This window comes from Aminobacter sp. UC22_36 (genome assembly GCF_044056035.1).
In the GTDB taxonomy this organism is placed as follows: Bacteria; Pseudomonadota; Alphaproteobacteria; order Rhizobiales; family Rhizobiaceae; genus Aminobacter.
In genome coordinates, this window is record NZ_CP171996.1 from 4,867,845 (window position 1) to 4,884,020 (window position 16,176).

Here is a 16,176-nt window from a genome sequence, read left to right on the forward strand (position 1 = left end):
TTACCGCTCCTTCACATAAGGCACGCCACCGGCACGTGGCGGGATGGCCTTGCCGATGAAGCCGGCGAGCAGGATGACGGTGAGGATGTAAGGCAGTGCCTGCATCAGCTGCACCGGCACCTTGCCGATGATCGGCAGTGGTGTGCCCTGCAGGCGGATCGACAGCGCGTCGAGGAAACCGAACAGCAAGCAGGCGAACATCGCCGGCACCGGCTTCCATTTGGCGAAGATCAGGGCTGCGAGCGCGATGTAGCCGCGTCCGGCGGTCATGTCCTTGACGAAGCCGGCGTTCTGGGCGAGCGCCATATAGGAGCCCGCCAAGCCGGTGAGGATGCCGGTGCAGATGACGGCACGATAGCGCAGCCAGGCAACCGAGATGCCGGCGGTGTCTACGGCAGCCGGGTTTTCGCCGACGGCGCGCAGGCGCAGGCCAAAGCGGGTGCGGAACAGCACCCACCAGGTGAACGGCACGGCGAGGAAGGCGACATAGGTCAAAAGCGAGTGGCCCGACAGCAGGCCAGAATAGAGCTGGCCGATGACGGGCACGTCGCGCAGCGCATCGGCGCCGGGCAGCTTGATCTCGCCGAAGCGGGCTTCCGGCGGCAGCGACGGCGTACGCCCGCCCTGCTGGAACCAGGCCTGGCCGAGGATGATGGTCGAGCCGGCAGCGATGAAGTTGATCGCGACGCCCGACACGATCTGGTTGCCGCGATGGGTGATCGAGGCGAAGCCATGGACCAGCGCCATGCCGACCGAAACCAGGATGGCGACAAGCAGGCCGATCCAGGCCGAGGCGAAGACGGCCGCGGCCGCGGCACCGGCGAAAGCGCCGGCCAGCATCTTGCCTTCAAGCCCGATGTCGAAGACGCCGGCGCGTTCCGAATAGAGGCCGGCCAGGCAGGCGAGCAAAAGCGGCACCGAAACGCGGATCGTCGAGTTCAGGATGTTGATGAGCGTGTCTACGAATTCCATTTCAGGCACGCTCCCCTTTGGTCGCCGATATGCCGACCGATCGTGGACTGACGCTCGCAAAAATGCCCTGGATCGTCGGGCGGAACATGTTCTCCAGTGCGCCGGCGAACAGGATCACCAGGCCCTGGATGATGACGATCATGTCGCGGCTGATGTTGGGCATCTCGAAGGCGAGCTCGGCGCCGCCCTGGTAGAGCATGCCAAACAGGATCGCCGCCGGCACGATGCCGGCAGGGTGCGAGCGGCCCATCAGCGCCACCGCGATGCCGACAAAACCAGCACCGCTGACGAAATCGAGCGGCACGTTGTGCTGGTCGCCCATGATCGGGTTGAGCGCCATCATGCCGGCCAGCGCGCCCGAGATCAGCATGGTGACGATGATGATGCGGGTTTCCGAAATGCCGGCGTAGCGCGCCGCCTTGGAACTGAAGCCATAGGTGCGGATCTCGTAGCCGAGCTTGGTGCGCCAGATCAGCACCCAGACGAGGAAGGCCATGACCAGCGCCAGCAGGAACGAGATGTTGAGCGGCGCCGACGGCCTGACCTTGAGACCGAATTCGGCCAGCAGCCAGCCGAGCTTGGGCAACTGCCCGCCTTCGAGGAACTGGCGCGTCTGCGGCGCCATCGACCCAGCCGGCTTCAGGACGTTGACCAGCATGTAGACCATCACGCTGGCAGCGATGAAGTTGAACATGATTGTGGTGATGACGATGTGCGAGCCGCGCTTGGCCTGGAGATAGGCTGGGATCAGCGCCCACAAGGCACCGAGGAGGGCCGAGGCGATGATCGCCAGCGGAAAGACGAGCCACCAGGGCAGCGTGCTGTCGAAGGTCAGGGCAACGATGCCGATGCCAAGGCCGGCGATATAGGCCTGACCCTCGCCGCCGATGTTGAACAGGCCGCAATGGAAGGCCACAGCCACGGCAAGGCCGGTGAAGATGAAGTTGGTGGCGTAAAACAGCGTGTAGGCGATGCCCTGGCCGCTGCCGAAGGCGCCGTCGACAAGGATGACCGCGGCGCGCAGCGGGTTTTCGCCGACGAGCAGCACGACAAGGCCGGCGACGACGAAGGCGACGAGCAGGTTGATGAGGGGAATGAGCCCATAATCGGCCCAGGCCGGGAGTTTTGCGTAAGGCGTGCTCATTCGGCGGCCTCCTTGTGTTCGACGCCAGCCATCAGCAGGCCGAGCTCGCCTTCGCTGGTTTCAGGGCCGCGCTCGCCGACGACGCGGCCAGCGAACATCACCAGGATGCGGTCGGACAGCGAGCGGATCTCGTCGAGCTCGACGGAGATCAGCAGTACCGCCTTGCCCTGGTCGCGCATGGCGATCAGGCGCTTGTGGATGAATTCGATGGCGCCAACGTCGACGCCGCGGGTCGGCTGACCGACGATCAAAACGCCGGGGTCCTGCTCGATTTCGCGGGCGAGCACGATCTTCTGCTGGTTGCCGCCGGAGAAATTGGCGGTCTTGAGCCGGGGATTGGCCGGGCGGATGTCGTATTTCTCGATCTTTTCCTGCGCGTCCTTCTGGATCGCATCGAGATTGAGGAACGGGCCTTTGAGATATTGCGGCTTGTCGTGATAGCCGAGGATCGAGTTCTCGCTCTCGTCAAAGGCGAGCACCAGCCCGACATGATGCCGGTCTTCCGGCACGTGGGCCAGGCCACGATCGCGCAACTCGCCGGGATCGGCCTGACCGGTCAGGTCGATCGGCGTGCCGTCGAGCATGACGGTACCGGAGACAGCCTTGCGGATGCCGGAGACAGCCTCCATCAGCTCGGACTGGCCATTGCCGGCGACACCGGCGATGCCGACGATCTCGCCGGCACGGATGTCGAAGGAGACGTCGTCGACCATGGTGACGCCGCGTGAATCCTTGACCGTCAGGTTCTTGACCGCAAGCTTGACCGCGCCCGGCTTTGCCTCGCCCTTTTCGACACGCAGCAGCACACGGCGCCCAACCATCAGCTCGGCCAGTTCCTCGACAGTGGTTTCGCTTGTCTTGCGGGTCGCCACCATCGTGCCCTGGCGCATGACCGAGACATTGTCGGTGATCGCCATGATCTCGCGCAGCTTGTGGGTGATCAGCACCACCGTCTTGCCCTGCTCCTTGAGCTGCTCGAGGATGCGGAACAGGTGATCGGCCTCGGCCGGGGTCAAGACCCCCGTCGGCTCGTCGAGGATCAGGATTTCGGCGCCGCGATAGAGCGCCTTGAGGATTTCCACGCGCTGCTGCAGGCCGACCGGCAGCTCTTCGATGAGCGCGTCTGGGTCGACCTCGAGGCCATATTCCTGCTCCAGCCGGCGAAGCTCCGAACGCGCCTTGGAGATGGAGTTCTTGAGCAGGGCCTCGCCTTCGGCGCCGAGGATGATGTTTTCCAGAACCGAGAAATTCTCGACCAGCATGAAGTGCTGGTGGACCATGCCGATGCCGGCGGCGATGGCGTCGTTGGGCGTCTTGATGTTGGTCGGCTTGCCGTTAACGCGGATCTCGCCGCTGTCGGCCTGGTAAAAGCCGTAGAGGATCGACATCAGCGTCGACTTGCCGGCGCCGTTTTCACCGATGATGCCGTGGATGGTGCCGCGCGGTATTTCGAGCGCGATATCGCGGTTGGCGCGGACCGCACCAAAACTCTTGTTGATGCCGATCAGTTCGATAGCAGCTTCCGCCATACGACCGTCCCACCTCAGGTTTCTTATGTTCTTGTTATGGCTTGCCGAAAGAGCTAGCACGCCGATACTGCCCTGCCAATCTGCTCGCCTTGCTGCCCCATGGAATTGGCCGACCCATGACCAATTTCGGCGCACCGACCGAAATGCCGACCCAAGAGGATCGCACCATGACCACGCCCGATGACCGGCTGACGACGCTGGAAATACGCGCCGCCGAACAGGAGCATACGATCGAGGAGCTTTCCGGCCAGATCGCCGAACAATGGAAGACCATCGAGCGGATGCAGAAGAAGCTCGACGCCCTCGCCGAGCGCTTCCTGGTGCTCGAGGAGCAGACGGCACCGGACACGCCGGTGACCAAGCCGCCCCACTGGTGAATCCAGCTTTCCGATCAAGATTGAGGCCGACCAAGATTCGAGCTGACCAAGATTCAGGCCAGACCTGCCGCGTCGGATGGCTGCCACAGCTCGATCGGATTGCCCTCTGGATCGTGGATCCGACAGAACCGACCGACCTCCGAGTCCCATTCCGCTCGCGTTTCCACCGCGATTCCGGCTGCCTTCAGGTCGGACATCGCGGCATCGAGGTCATCGACACGCAGATTGATCAACCATTGCTGCTCCGGGCGGCCGAAGTACTCGGTGTCCTGGCTGAAAGGCGCGAGGATTGTCGGCCCCGCCTGTTGTTTCCAGACCTCACGCGCAATGTCGTAGATGCCGAGGTGCTTTTCGTACCAGGCAGCGAGCGCTTGGGGATCCTTGGCGCGAAAGAAGAAGCCGCCAATTCCGGTCACGGTGAACATTGACTGCCGTTCCAACGACTGGGCCACAATGACCCACGCCGCCGGACGCTGCCCGGCGGCGTGGGTTTCGATCGACCTAACCGATCAATAGGGGCACTTGTCGTCCGAAGTGTAGTCATGCACCTGGACCGTGCCGGCGATGATGTCGGCCTTGGCCTTTTCGACGGCAGCCTTCATCTCGTCGGTGACGAGCGCCTTGTTGTTGTCGTCCATGGCGTAGTCGACGCCACCTTCCTTGAGGCCGAGATTGTTGATGCCGCCTTCGAACTTGTCGTTCTTGGCATCCATGAAGGCGTTGTAAACGGCGACGTCGACGCGCTTGAGCATCGAGGTCAGCACCTTGCCCGGCTGCAGGCCGTTCTGGTTGGAGTCGACGCCGATGCCGAGCTTGCCGCCGTCGGCAGCAGCCTGGAGCACGCCGACACCGGTGCCGCCGGCCGCGGCATAGATGACATCAGCGCCTTGCGAGATCTGGGTCTTGGTGATTTCACCGCCCTTGGTCGGGTCGTTCCAGGCAGCCGGGGTATCGCCGGTCATGTTCTGGATGACTTCGGTCGCACCGGCAGCCTTGGCGCCGCCGACATAACCGCAGCCGAACTTGCGGATCAGCGGAACGTCCATGCCGCCGACGAAGCCGACCTTCTTGGACTTGGAGGCGAGAGCGGCCATGACGCCGACGAGGTAGGAGCCTTCATGTTCCTTGAAGACGATCGACTTGACGTTGGGCTTTTCGACAACCATGTCGATGATGGCGAACTTCAGGTCCGGATAGTCGACCGCTACCTTGGCGAGCGCTTCGGACCAGGCGAAGCCGGCCATGACGATCGGATTGCGGCCATCCTCGGCAAAGCGGCGCAACGCCTGATCGCGCTGCGAGGCATTGGAGACTTCGAACTCGACATAAGGGATGCCGGTCTCGGCCTTGAACTTTTCGGCGCCGTTGAAGGACGCTTCGTTGAACGACTTGTCGAACTTGCCTCCGAGATCATAGAGCAGCGCCGGCTGAACATCAGCAGCGAGCGCCGGAAGGCACATGGCGGTGGCTGCCAAAAGGCCAAGGACAATACGTTTCATGTGATCCACACCCTGTCGGTTGTCTTTTTTGCGATCGCCGCGCGAGCCGTTCCTCCGGCTGCCGCACAGCGTATGGCGGCGATTTCCCCCCGCGCATCGGCATATCTTGCACGGGCCAAGACAAAATTCACGCGGAATCTTGACCTTTTGGAAAAATGCACAGGCGTCGCAAATGGACTGTGAAACGAATGTCTAAACAGTGGCCTTGTCGGGGATCGCGCAAGCAACGCCGGTGCCCTTGAGGCCGCAATAGCCATGGGGATTCTTGGCCAGATACTGCTGATGGTCCTCTTCGGCGAAATAGAACTGAGGCGCTGCCTCGATCTCGGTGGTGATCCTTTCGCGGCCGGCAGCCTTGAGCGCTACCTGATAGACATCACGCGAGGCGATCGCTTCCGCCTGCTGGGCATCGGAGAAGCTATAGATCGCCGAGCGGTAGGTCGTGCCGACGTCGTTGCCCTGGCGCATGCCCTGTGTCGGGTCATGCGCTTCCCAGAATATCGTCAGCAGGTCGGCATAAGAGACTTGTGTCGGATCGAAAACCATCCGCACGACCTCGGCATGGCCGGTGAGCCCGGTGCAAGTCTCCTGGTAAGTTGGATTGGGCGTCAGGCCACCGGCATAACCGACAGCCGTCACCCACACGCCCGGCGTCTGCCAGAACAGCCGCTCGGCACCCCAGAAACAGCCAAGGCCGAACATTGCGGTCTCAAACCCTTCGGGATAAGGCCCCTTGAGCGGGCGTTTCGAGACATGATGTTTCGACGTTGTCGGGATAGCCCGCTCGCGGCCGGGCAACGCCTCGTTGGCAGCGGGCAGCTTGAGCTTCTTGTTCAGCATGTCGCTCAGGAAAAACATTTGGGGCATTCTCCCTCGTCGTTGCGCCGAAACCGTGTCGTGGTCCGGCGTCAGACCTCTGCCGTGAAGCGGCCCGGCCGCCGCCTGTGGCCGATCGCATAGAGCAGGAAGGCAATAACGGCGAAAATCGCGAAGCCCGGCTGATTGAGCACCGGAACGACAAAGCTGTCCCAGAAGGCTGGGCTGGCCTTTTCGCGGACGAATGTTTCGGTCGCGGCAAGGGTGGTCGGCGAGGCCGTCGACCAGCTTGTATCGAGCGGCGTCATGACCAGCCGCGAGACCGCGACAGTGCGCGTGGCGTCGAGCACAGCCATGATGACAGCGACCGAGAGCGCGATTGCGGCGGCGAGACGGAACACGAAGCGGATCATCGGCGGTCCTGGATATCGGTTTCGAAACGAGAAATAGGCCGCGTGACGTTCGGGCGCAATCGCCGACACGGCCAATTTACAGGCGATTAAGGTCAGGCCACCGCCTTCGCCTTGCGGCGGTTGACCCGCCAGACGGCGAAAATGCCGCCGGCGACGGCACCGACCAGCATGCCACCGAGGCCTAGGAAGATAATGAAGTAGCCGCAGGCACCTTCGAAGCAGCTCATGTCGGTGACCTCGGAGAGGACCGTGCCAAAGACCATTGCCAGACCAAAACCGATCGCGGCACCGACGACGACGCCAAGCACGGCAGCTATGACCGAGACCAGCAGCGTCGGGCGTTGGCGCTCATTGCCGATCAAGGCGCGCGACTGGCCCTGTCGGTTGACCAGCCAGATCATGACAAGGCCGATGGCGATCTCGCCGAAATCCCAGGCAAGGCCGACAAAACCGAAGGCGAAGTCGGGCATGACAAGGATATAGATCTGCTTGGCCAAGAGGAAGGCGACGATCGTCCATTGCCAGATGGTGAAGTTGCGCGGGAAGCGGGCAGAGCGATTGTAGACCAGGGCGAGCAGGTAGAAACCCCAGAGGATCGTCACGGCGCCAAAGCCAACCGAGGCGTAGATCAGGACCAACACCGCCGTCGGCATCGAAAAGTCCTGCATGACGGCAATGCTTGCGTCGATGCCACGTGTGCTGAGCGCCATCACGAGGCAGAGCCACGCCACCGGCAGCCAGCCCCAGATGTCCCTCTCGGGTGTTTGGTTGTCGGACGCCATCGAATCCCCCTGCCGCATTGCAGCACTTTGCGGCAAGGCGGCGCGCGCTGGCAAGCAGGCGGCCGCGACCACGACAATTCAATGCCATGTCGGCCGCATGGACACCCTGGAAGCACAAATCGTCGCCATGATCATTTCGCCAGGCAACATTTGCCACCTCAGCGCTTGGCAAGCAGCGCAGGATCGACTAGATGAGCCCCGCGGCCAGATGCTTTTGCGGTGTTCGGCGGCAGGCGATGGGTGTGAGGCAGGTTGGCTGCACCCGAAGACGGCTCGAACGAGCCGACGCCAAGGAGATGCGTGCACTCCCAACCGGCCCGGCTGAACCAGCCGGCGCAAAGCGCGTATGCGGAGAGGTGGCCGAGTGGTTGAAGGCGCACGCCTGGAAAGTGTGTTTACGGGAAACCGTAACGCGGGTTCGAATCCCGCTCTCTCCGCCAGCGATTTTCGCTTGCCCGCCAGCGATTTTTGATCACTACGCCGCTGATTTCACAGTCACGTTCCTCGAGCACATCGTTCGATGTCCAACGGTGGCGGCCAAAATTTGGTCGCCAGGCAACAGCTTCTACATTTGGATCGAAGGACGACCGCTCCACCAGCAGGCGAACGGCGAGACACCTCATCGCGCGGACGGCAGCCTATCAGAACACAACGTCATCCGACGGGGCCTTGCGGGCGGGCGCATCGAGACACAGATTGGGCGAGTTAGCCCTAACGCGAAGATTTTTTGGCGGCCGAGCCGGCGGCAAGCTCGCTGGCTTCCTTTTCCATCCGCAAGGCGCGCAAGCGCAAAGTCTTTTCCTCGCGTTCTTGAACAACCGCGTCCATCTCGGAATTGATGCGATTGCGAGCCAGGGACTGCGACTGCACTTTGCCAAAGGCTGACTCGGCCTGCTCTCGTGCCTTGCTCTGGGATTGGGTCATGTTTGTTCCCTGCGATTTCGAAGTGAGGCCTGAATGCCAAAACAAAAAAGCCAGGCAAACTGCCTGGCTTTTGTAGTTCGCGCCCCCTATGACGGTGCCGGTACATCCGTGGTCACCGAAGGGCACAAAGACCGATCAGGCAGCTTGCAGCTGGCCCGCAGACATCTTGCCCGACTTGTTGTCGCGCTCCATCTCGTAGGCGATCTTCTGGCCTTCGACGATTTCACGCATGCCGGCCCGCTCGACAGCGGAGATATGGACGAACACGTCCGGACCGCCGTTGTCAGGCTGAATGAAGCCGAAGCCCTTGGTGGCATTGAACCATTTCACTGTGCCAGTGGTCATAACAAACCCCTTTTCATGGCAATATTCATCGACCGCCATGCGGCTGCATGGCTGGTTTACATCGCGATTTCATTTGAAGGGATGTTCGTTGGCGCACAGCTTTGTTGCGCAATAACAAAAATCGAACAAGCAAATATCGACAGCTGATAATTATCTTCATCAGGCGCCGATGTCAATTTTATTATTCTGGTCTCTAAAATGAGACGTCCTGCGAATCGAAATTCCACTTTCAACACCTACAGGACCAGCGCGCGTGAGCCGCGCACCGAGACGCAAGCGCAGCCAACGCTGCCAACCATGTCGCCATGACCGTTCCATCGATGAACGCCCCCCCTGACTTCGCGTGGCGGCCAGTCCGCGTTTTCCCCATTTGCTTTTCTTGATTAAATAACTCAACAATGTTAGAGGCCGGCTCACAGGACGAGCCAGGTGACGCGGGCGCCCGCAAAGCTGCCTCGAAATCATTTGAGCTGCGATCGGAGACTGCGGACATGCAAAGCATCTGGGGCATCAAGAGCGCCGGCACGGCTTTTCGATCGCAAGGTCGCGGTCGACCCGTCCATGTCATTGCGGCAGCGCTCTGCATCGCCTTGAGTGCTGGCGCGGCTGTCGCCCAGCAAGCCCCGGCTGCGGTCGAGACTGTCGCACCTGAGGCATCCGTACCGGCGCTGGCTCCGGAAAGCCAGCCGGCGGCAGGCACCGCCACGCCGGCCACGCAGCCTGCGCCGCGGGCAGAACCCGCCGCTTCCGCGCCAGCCGCCAATCCCGCCGCGCCCGCCACCGAGGCCGGACCGGGTACTGCACCCGCTCCGATCGACGCGGTCGGCGCACCTGCCGGCACCGACGTCCCCAAGAGCCTGTTGCCGCACGACCTGTCACCATGGGGCATGTTCATGGCCGCCGACTGGGTGGTCAAGGGCGTGATGATCGGCCTTGCCTTCGCCTCGCTGATCACCTGGACCGTCTGGCTTGCCAAGTCGTTCGAGATCGCCACCAGCAAGGCGCGGCTGAAAAAAGGCGCTGCGCGGCATTCTCCATGCCCGCAAGCTCGCCGACGCGTCACAAGCGCTTGGCGATCGCGCCGGCATCGGCAGCGTTCTTGTTCGCGCCGCCGTCGAGGAGTTCGAGATGTCGGGCCACGAATTCGGCCAAGGCGACGCCTCAGGCATCAAGGAGCGGGTCGAGTCGCGGCTGATGCGCATCCAGGCGCAGGCCGGCCGTCGCCTCAGCCGCGGCACCGGCGTGCTCGCCACCATCGGATCGACGGCACCTTTCGTCGGCCTGTTCGGCACGGTCTGGGGCATCATGAACTCGTTCATCGGCATCTCGGAATCGCAGACGACCAACCTGGCGGTCGTCGCGCCCGGTATCGCCGAAGCGCTCCTGGCGACTGCCGTCGGCCTGATCGCCGCCATCCCGGCGGTGGTCATCTACAACGTCTTCGCTCGCTCGATCACCGGTTACCGCCAGGGCCTAGCTGACGCCGCAGCTGGCGTGCAGCGCCTCGTCAGCCGCGATCTCGACCGCCAGCCGCAGCGCTGCGAGCGTTCGCAACCGGCGAATGAAGCCGTGCGCGGCAACGGGCGCATTGCGCCCGCAGTCGCTGTCTAGGAGACCGAGCCATGGCCGGCGGCATCAGACAGCAGGTTGACGAGGACGACCTCCAGGAAAACCACGAGATCAACGTGACGCCGTTCATCGACGTCATGCTGGTGCTGCTGATCATCTTCATGGTGGCGGCACCCTTGGCGACGGTCGACGTCAATGTCGACCTGCCGGCCTCGACGGCAACCGCGACATCGCGCCCGGAAGAGCCGCTCTACGTGACGCTGAAGGACGACCTCAGCATCTCGATCGGCAAGGACACGGTTGCCCGGACCGCCTTCCAGCAGCAGCTCGACATCGCTGCCAAGGCCGACAAGGAAACCCGCATCTTCCTGCGCGCCGACCGCGGCGTCGACTATGGCGAGCTGATGGAGGTGATGAACCTGATGCGCGGCGCAGGCTATCTCAAAATAGCACTGGTCGGGCTGGAGCAGGTGCAAGCCACCCCACCCGCGACCAATGGGGGTCAGCCGCAATGAGCGCGGCAACGCACGACGCGTTCAGCTTCGGCGGTATCAGCCGCAGCGAGGCCCTGCTCTGGTCGACGGCGGCGGCCGTCATCCTCTCCGTCCATATGGCCGGCGCCTGGTATCTCAACCAGCAGCCGCCGATGATGATGGAAGACATGCAGGCGCAATCCGCCGTGATGATCGACCTCGCGCCGATGGCGATGGCCCCAGAGGCCGTGCAGCAGGACGCGACCGACATGGTCGACAGCGCAGCGGCCGAAAGCGTCGAGGAAATGACCGAGACCATTCCGCCCGATCCCGTCGAGCCGGTGACCGAGCCGGTGCAACCGGTCGAGCAGGTCGCCGAACTGACGCCCGAGCCACTGGAAGAGGTCACCGAGGCCGAGCCGATCGAGGACGTGATCCCCGACCTCGTCGAGGCGCCGCTGCCCGAGGTGGCGATGGCGATCCCCGAACCGCGTCCCGAGATCAAGAAGCCGAAGCCGGTGGAAAAGCCGGTCCGCGAAAACAAGCCGGTGCAGAAGAAACCAGAGCCGGTCAAGGAAGCCAAGGTCGAGAAGAAGCCGGCGCCGAGCGCTCCCGCCGCAAAGAAGTCGGCGCAGAATGCCGACAGCATACGTGCACCCTTGCCCGGCCAGGGCGGCGGCAAGGCGATGTCGCCGGCGCGTTGGCAGTCGCGCGTCTTCGCCCATCTGAACAGGCACAAGCCGCGCAGCGTACGCAACCGGGGCGTTGTCCAGGTGCAGTTCTCGTTCAATGCCAATGGCGACGTGCTGTCGGTCAGGCTGCTCAATTCGTCCGGCGACCCCGCGCTGGACGAAGCCGCCGTCAGTCTGGTGCGCCGTTCGTCGCCGATACCGGCGCCGCCGCCGGCGGTGCCGACGAGCATCGTGGTGCCCATCGATTTCAAGCGCTAGCAGCCGCTTGCCCGGTGGGCACGGGGTAGGTGCAGGCTTCATCGCAATAGTTGCGATTCACAGCCGGGCGGCAGGGCCGGCTGGCGGGGGCCTTTGCTCCTGCAGGCGCCGTGTGTTGTTTCTGCTACACCCGTAAAACTTTCTTGCTGCGACAATCGAAGCGGATCGCCGCTCGGCCGTCGCCGTTATTCCAGCAGAATCAAACACTAAACATGATAAAAATAGGAAGGTTTTAGGTCGGAGCCCGGGCAACGCCTGACATTTCCCTAAAGTGTTGGGGTTGCAGGCATTTTTTTGATGGCCTATCGAACGTCTGTCGCAGCCGCCCCCAGACATGCGCGATCGGAACTGGTGCAAAAACAAGAGTGAGAAAAATGGCACTCACCAGGCTGATGTCCAGCTTTGCTACGTTGCGTCCGCGCATCGAGGCGCTGACGCGCGGCCGCGTCGGCTGCAGCGCGACCGCCGAGGATATCGTTCAGGATACGTGGATTCGACTGTCCCGCGTCCGCCACGACGACGCCATCGACAACCACGCTGCCTTCACCATGCAAGCTGCAAAAAATGCCGCCATCGGGCACTTCCGCAAGCTGCAGCGGCGCAGCGAGATCGATGCCGAGGTCAACGAGCTTCTGTCGGCGTCGGTCGACGAACTCTCGCCCGAACGCATCGTCATGGGCCGCGACATGCTGCGCGCCGTCGACAAGGCACTGCAGACGATGCCGGAAAGAAGCCGGCGTATCTTCCTGATGAACCGCGTCAACGGCATCTCGCACCGCGAGATCGCCCGCCAGCTCGGCATCAGCGACGAGGCCGTTTACTATCATATCCGGCGGGTGGTCGAACGCCTGGCCGAGTTGCGCGATAGCAACGACTGACCTGATCCGGGATTTATTTTCCATGACGCTTAGGCGTGGTGCCATCTCGCGTGTCTATGATAGCAAGATGGTTAGTGTGCCCGAACAGATGGGCACTGCTTGCGTGACTGGCGATGGGCAAAGGGCAACAACGATCCGAGATCGACCGTAGCGTCGCACTGGATGCGCGCGACTGGATCGTGCGACTGACCGCCGGCAATGTCAGCCGGCAGGATCTCGACCGATTCCACGCCTGGCGCGACCAGTCGGCGGAGCATTCGCACGCATTCGCCCGCGAAAAGGAATTCTGGCAGCTGCTGCAGAACGTGAACGGCAGCGACCTGGATGCTGCCCCGGTTGCGGCGCCAAGACAGCGGCAGGCTGTCAGCCGGCGCTCGTTTCTGGTCGGTAGCGCCCTCGCCGCCTCGGCGGCTGCTGTCGCTGCCCCGCGTGTCTACACCTGGATGCGCTCGGACTTCGTCACCGGTACGGGCGAACAGGCAACAGCCACCCTGCCCGACGGCTCGACGATGCTGCTCAATACCAACAGCGCCGTCGACGTCGATTTCCAGCCGGGCTTGCGCCTGGTGAACCTGCTCTCGGGCGAAGTCGAATTCTCCGTCAGGCCGGACACCGCTGCACCGTTCCGGGTCGCAGCACTTGGCGGCAACAGCGATGCCTTTGAAGGCACCTATGCCGTGCGCTCCATCGCCGATGAAGTGGCTGTCACGGCGTCAGCTGGAACCATTGCCGTCACGGGCGGGGACAGGCCTGCCCTGGCCAACACCGTGTCGCTCGCCGCTGGCCAGCAGACGCGCTACCTGAGCGGCGAAGCGCCGGTCGCTGCTGCCAACGTGAACCTTGCAAGCGAACTCGCCTGGCGCGGCGGCCGCGTGGTGTTCGAGGGCAGGCCATTCAGGAGTGCCGTCGGCGAGCTTGGCCGCTATGTTCCCGAACGCCTCGTCATCGCCACGCACACACATGATGCGAGCCCGGTCAGCGCGGTGTTCCTGACGCGCGACGCGCATGACGCGATCGAGGCCCTGGCCCAGACGCAGGGTCTGACCGTGCGCCGGGTTCCGGGCGTCGTCATCGTCATCTCCTGACCCCAACGAACCCGACCCAACCTATTTCAGAAAAATTGCAGCTGGCTCTTTAGGCGGCGGCCTTTGTCACGCGTCACACCATCGAGGGCGCTCGGTGGATGGGGCGCATGACTATTTGGGGACCAGCATGACGAGCAAGAGCAACAAGGACTTTCGCGGCACGGCATCGGGACGCCTGCTGGCACGGCTTCTGGTGGGAACGGCGCTTGGCGCCGGGATGCTGACGGCGGCTGCACCATACAACGTGGCCCATGCCCAGTCGGTCACGCGCGTGCAGAACATCAACCTGCCGGCGCAGCCGCTAGGCCAGTCGCTGAAGCAGCTCGCGGCCCAGACCGGCCTGCAGATTGCCTTCGGCACGGCTGAAATCGGATCGGCCCGCGCACCTGCGGTCTCTGGCAATCTCTCGCCGGAACAGGCGCTGCAAAGCCTGCTCGCCGGCAGCGGGCTCAACTACCGCTTCACCGGGCCCAACACGGTTTCGATCCAGTCAGCCGTCGCGAGTTCCGCGACCGGCGGGCTCAGCGTCTCGGCCAATGGTGCCGTGGTTCTCGACACCATCGACGTGAGCACGCTGGGTTCCGGCGGCAGCGTCAACAATGTCCAGATCACGGCCGAGGACCTGGCGCGGAAGGCCCCCGCCGACCTGCAGGAGGTGTTCACCAACGAGCCGAAGGTCGCTGTCGGCGGCTCGACGTCGACATCGCAGAAGGTTTACGTCCAGGGCATTGAGGAGAACAACCTTGCAGTGACTGTCGACGGCGCGCGGCAGAACAACAAGGTCTTCCACCACAACGCGACAAACCTGATCGACCCGGCGCTGCTCAAGGCCGTCAGCGTCGACGCGGGCGTGGCACCGGCCGATGCCGGTCCCGGCGCACTCGGCGGCTCGATCGCCTACGAGACCAAGGATGCGCGCGACCTGCTCGAGCCGGGCAAGAGTCTCGGCGGGCTGGTCACCGGCACCTACGACTTCAACAGCAAGACCTCGACGGTCGGCCTGTCGGCATATGGCATGAAGGACGGCTTCGAGTTCTTCGGCTACCTGAACTTTGCCAAGGGCGACAACTACACCGGCGGTGATGGCAAAGTTATCGATGGTACCAGCGCCAACCTTTTGAGCGGCATCGGCAAGGTGGCTTACCAGGCTAAAAGCGGTCACCGTTTCGAGCTCAGCCACGAACAGCTGCGTGACGACGCCCCGCGGCCGTTCCGCGCCAATATGGGCTCGATCACGAACCCAAAGCCGGGAGAGGTCCCGATCCGCGACTACACGCTGGACCGCAGCAGTGCAGTTTTCACCTATACCGACGAAACTCCCGAGGGCTGGTGGGATCCGAAGGTAGTGATCGCTTACACGAGTGCCAGAGTGGAGATCCCGATCTATCCTGCCCCCACCTATCCTGGCATTGGCAAGACCGAAAGCTTCAACGGAAAGGCCGAAAATCGCTTCGCCTTTGACATCGGCACCGTCACCGCCGGCTTTGACTTCTACAAGGACAAGGCCCATCTCGACGCAAAGGCGGATACCTCGACAGAGCATGCCAGCAATGTCGGCCTTTATGCCCAGGCACGTCTGGAGCCCTGGGAGCGGACGCGCCTGTCGTTTGGCGCGCGCGGCGACAACCAGTGGTTCGAGGGGACCAAAGGCCAGAAATGGACAAATGCCGGCCTGAGCGGCAACATTTCGGGCGAGTACGATCTCATTCCGGATTTCCTGACCGCCAAGGCGGGCTATTCGCATGTCTGGGCCGGCGTGCCTCTCGCCGAAAACTTCATCTTCAATCCGAACTGGAATTATGGCGCCGGGCCGAAACCGGTGACCTCGGACAACGTCACTGTTGGACTGATAGCCACCTATGAAGGCTTCACTATCGAGGGCGACGTCTTCCGCACCGACATCTACGATGCCCGCACTGCCCGCTACGGCGTCACGCGTGGCATCGAGGCGAAGGACGTGCGCTCGCAGGGCTTCACCATCGCTGGCGGTTACGATTGGGGTGCAGGCAATGTCAGCGTCAAGTACGCCAACATCGACGTCACCATCAACGGCGCGCCTGCCGACTCCGACACAGGCACTTATCTGGCGACGCCGGTTGGCGAGATCATTACCCTTGCGGCTACACACCGCTTTGACGACTGGGGCGTGACCGTCGGTGCCGATGTCGAGATCGCGCTGAAAAGCAACAAGCCGAAGCTCGAAGGGCACGAAGTCGTCAACATCTTCGCTGAGTACCAGCCGGAGTCGAACCCGAACCTGACCTTCCGTGGGGAGGTGAAGAACCTGTTTGACGAGGACTACGCCAGCCGCGCCACATATGGCCAGGAATTCGCCAACGTGAAGCCCCTGCTGGAACCCGGCCGCTCGTTCCGCCTGAGCGCGACGGCCAAGTTCTGAGCTAGATGGCCACGGGTCTTCG

17 protein-coding genes, 1 tRNA gene and 1 pseudogene are annotated in these 16,176 nt (G+C 62.9%); 9 read left to right on the plus strand and 10 right to left on the minus strand.

Annotated elements, in window-relative coordinates; all coding sequences use genetic code 11:
• Genes ACHMW7_RS27325 through ACHMW7_RS27335 form a run of 3 tightly spaced genes read right to left on the minus strand, consistent with a single transcriptional unit; the run spans window position 1 to window position 3,645 of the window.
• On the minus strand, window positions 1–972 hold the full coding sequence (locus ACHMW7_RS27325; RefSeq protein WP_395448505.1) for an ABC transporter permease: 972 nt from the start codon (window positions 970–972) through the stop codon (window positions 1–3).
• 1 nt (window position 973) lies between these two features.
• The gene (locus ACHMW7_RS27330; RefSeq protein WP_395448506.1) at window positions 974–2,116 is read right to left on the minus strand and encodes an ABC transporter permease; all 1,143 of its coding nucleotides are present in this window, start codon (window positions 2,114–2,116) and stop codon (window positions 974–976) included.
• A complete protein-coding gene (locus ACHMW7_RS27335; RefSeq protein ID WP_395448507.1) occupies window positions 2,113–3,645 on the minus strand; it encodes an ABC transporter ATP-binding protein in 1,533 nt (510 codons plus the stop codon). Before ACHMW7_RS27335 ends, ACHMW7_RS27330 begins: the two co-directional genes overlap by 4 nt.
• A 167-nt stretch (window positions 3,646–3,812) precedes the next feature.
• On the opposite strand from ACHMW7_RS27335, the gene ACHMW7_RS27340 reads away from it, so the two are divergent.
• A complete protein-coding gene (locus tag ACHMW7_RS27340) occupies window positions 3,813–4,022 on the plus strand; it encodes a SlyX family protein (protein ID WP_184770038.1) in 210 nt (69 codons plus the stop codon).
• Window positions 4,023–4,075: 53 nt separating this feature from the next.
• On the opposite strand, the gene ACHMW7_RS27345 is transcribed toward ACHMW7_RS27340, so the two are convergent.
• From ACHMW7_RS27345 to ACHMW7_RS27365, 5 genes are all read right to left on the minus strand, one after another.
• The gene (locus tag ACHMW7_RS27345) at window positions 4,076–4,447 is read right to left on the minus strand and encodes a VOC family protein (RefSeq protein ID WP_395448508.1); all 372 of its coding nucleotides are present in this window, start codon (window positions 4,445–4,447) and stop codon (window positions 4,076–4,078) included.
• 84 nt (window positions 4,448–4,531) lie between these two features.
• Window positions 4,532–5,521 carry a BMP family protein gene (locus ACHMW7_RS27350; RefSeq protein ID WP_395448509.1) on the minus strand — a complete coding sequence of 330 codons (990 nt, stop codon included), beginning with the start codon at window positions 5,519–5,521 and terminating at the stop codon, window positions 4,532–4,534.
• A 192-nt stretch (window positions 5,522–5,713) separates the two neighbouring features.
• Window positions 5,714–6,379 (minus strand): peptide-methionine (S)-S-oxide reductase MsrA, encoded by a 666-nt coding sequence (gene msrA / locus ACHMW7_RS27355; RefSeq protein ID WP_395448510.1) that lies wholly within the window; start codon window positions 6,377–6,379, stop codon window positions 5,714–5,716.
• Window positions 6,380–6,429: 50 nt separating this feature from the next.
• Window positions 6,430–6,750: a hypothetical protein gene (locus ACHMW7_RS27360; RefSeq protein ID WP_395448511.1), complete on the minus strand. Its 321-nt coding sequence runs from the start codon at window positions 6,748–6,750 to the stop codon at window positions 6,430–6,432.
• Between the two features lie 92 nt (window positions 6,751–6,842).
• Complete coding sequence (locus ACHMW7_RS27365) at window positions 6,843–7,532, minus strand: hypothetical protein (protein WP_395448512.1); 690 nt, start codon at window positions 7,530–7,532, stop codon at window positions 6,843–6,845.
• A gap of 350 nt (window positions 7,533–7,882) precedes the next feature.
• On the opposite strand from ACHMW7_RS27365, the gene ACHMW7_RS27370 reads away from it, so the two are divergent.
• Window positions 7,883–7,972 (plus strand) — tRNA-Ser (locus ACHMW7_RS27370).
• A gap of 271 nt (window positions 7,973–8,243) precedes the next feature.
• Here ACHMW7_RS27370 and ACHMW7_RS27375 read toward each other — a convergent pair.
• The gene (locus tag ACHMW7_RS27375) at window positions 8,244–8,582 is read right to left on the minus strand and encodes a hypothetical protein (protein WP_395448513.1); all 339 of its coding nucleotides are present in this window, start codon (window positions 8,580–8,582) and stop codon (window positions 8,244–8,246) included.
• Window positions 8,583–8,591: 9 nt separating this feature from the next.
• On the minus strand, window positions 8,592–8,801 hold the full coding sequence (locus tag ACHMW7_RS27380; RefSeq protein WP_115729494.1) for a cold-shock protein: 210 nt from the start codon (window positions 8,799–8,801) through the stop codon (window positions 8,592–8,594).
• Between the two features lie 15 nt (window positions 8,802–8,816).
• Between ACHMW7_RS27380 and ACHMW7_RS27385 the strand changes: the two genes are divergently transcribed.
• From ACHMW7_RS27385 to ACHMW7_RS27415, 7 genes and pseudogenes are all read left to right on the plus strand, one after another.
• Window positions 8,817–8,948, plus strand: a complete 132-nt coding sequence (locus ACHMW7_RS27385) for a hypothetical protein (RefSeq protein ID WP_395448514.1) — start codon at window positions 8,817–8,819, stop codon at window positions 8,946–8,948.
• A gap of 419 nt (window positions 8,949–9,367) precedes the next feature.
• Window positions 9,368–10,412: pseudogene (gene exbB, locus ACHMW7_RS27390) on the plus strand (tonB-system energizer ExbB).
• A gap of 11 nt (window positions 10,413–10,423) precedes the next feature.
• Window positions 10,424–10,885, plus strand: a complete 462-nt coding sequence (exbD, locus tag ACHMW7_RS27395) for a TonB system transport protein ExbD (protein WP_395448515.1) — start codon at window positions 10,424–10,426, stop codon at window positions 10,883–10,885.
• A complete protein-coding gene (locus ACHMW7_RS27400; RefSeq protein WP_395448516.1) occupies window positions 10,882–11,793 on the plus strand; it encodes a TonB family protein in 912 nt (303 codons plus the stop codon). Before exbD ends, ACHMW7_RS27400 begins: the two co-directional genes overlap by 4 nt.
• Window positions 11,794–12,167: 374 nt before the next feature.
• On the plus strand, window positions 12,168–12,671 hold the full coding sequence (locus ACHMW7_RS27405; RefSeq protein ID WP_395448517.1) for an RNA polymerase sigma factor: 504 nt from the start codon (window positions 12,168–12,170) through the stop codon (window positions 12,669–12,671).
• A gap of 113 nt (window positions 12,672–12,784) precedes the next feature.
• Entirely contained in the window at window positions 12,785–13,756 is a 972-nt protein-coding gene (locus ACHMW7_RS27410; RefSeq protein WP_395448518.1) for a FecR family protein, read from the plus strand.
• A gap of 127 nt (window positions 13,757–13,883) precedes the next feature.
• On the plus strand, window positions 13,884–16,154 hold the full coding sequence (locus ACHMW7_RS27415; RefSeq protein ID WP_395448519.1) for a TonB-dependent receptor domain-containing protein: 2,271 nt from the start codon (window positions 13,884–13,886) through the stop codon (window positions 16,152–16,154).
• Window positions 16,155–16,176 lie beyond the last annotated feature (22 nt).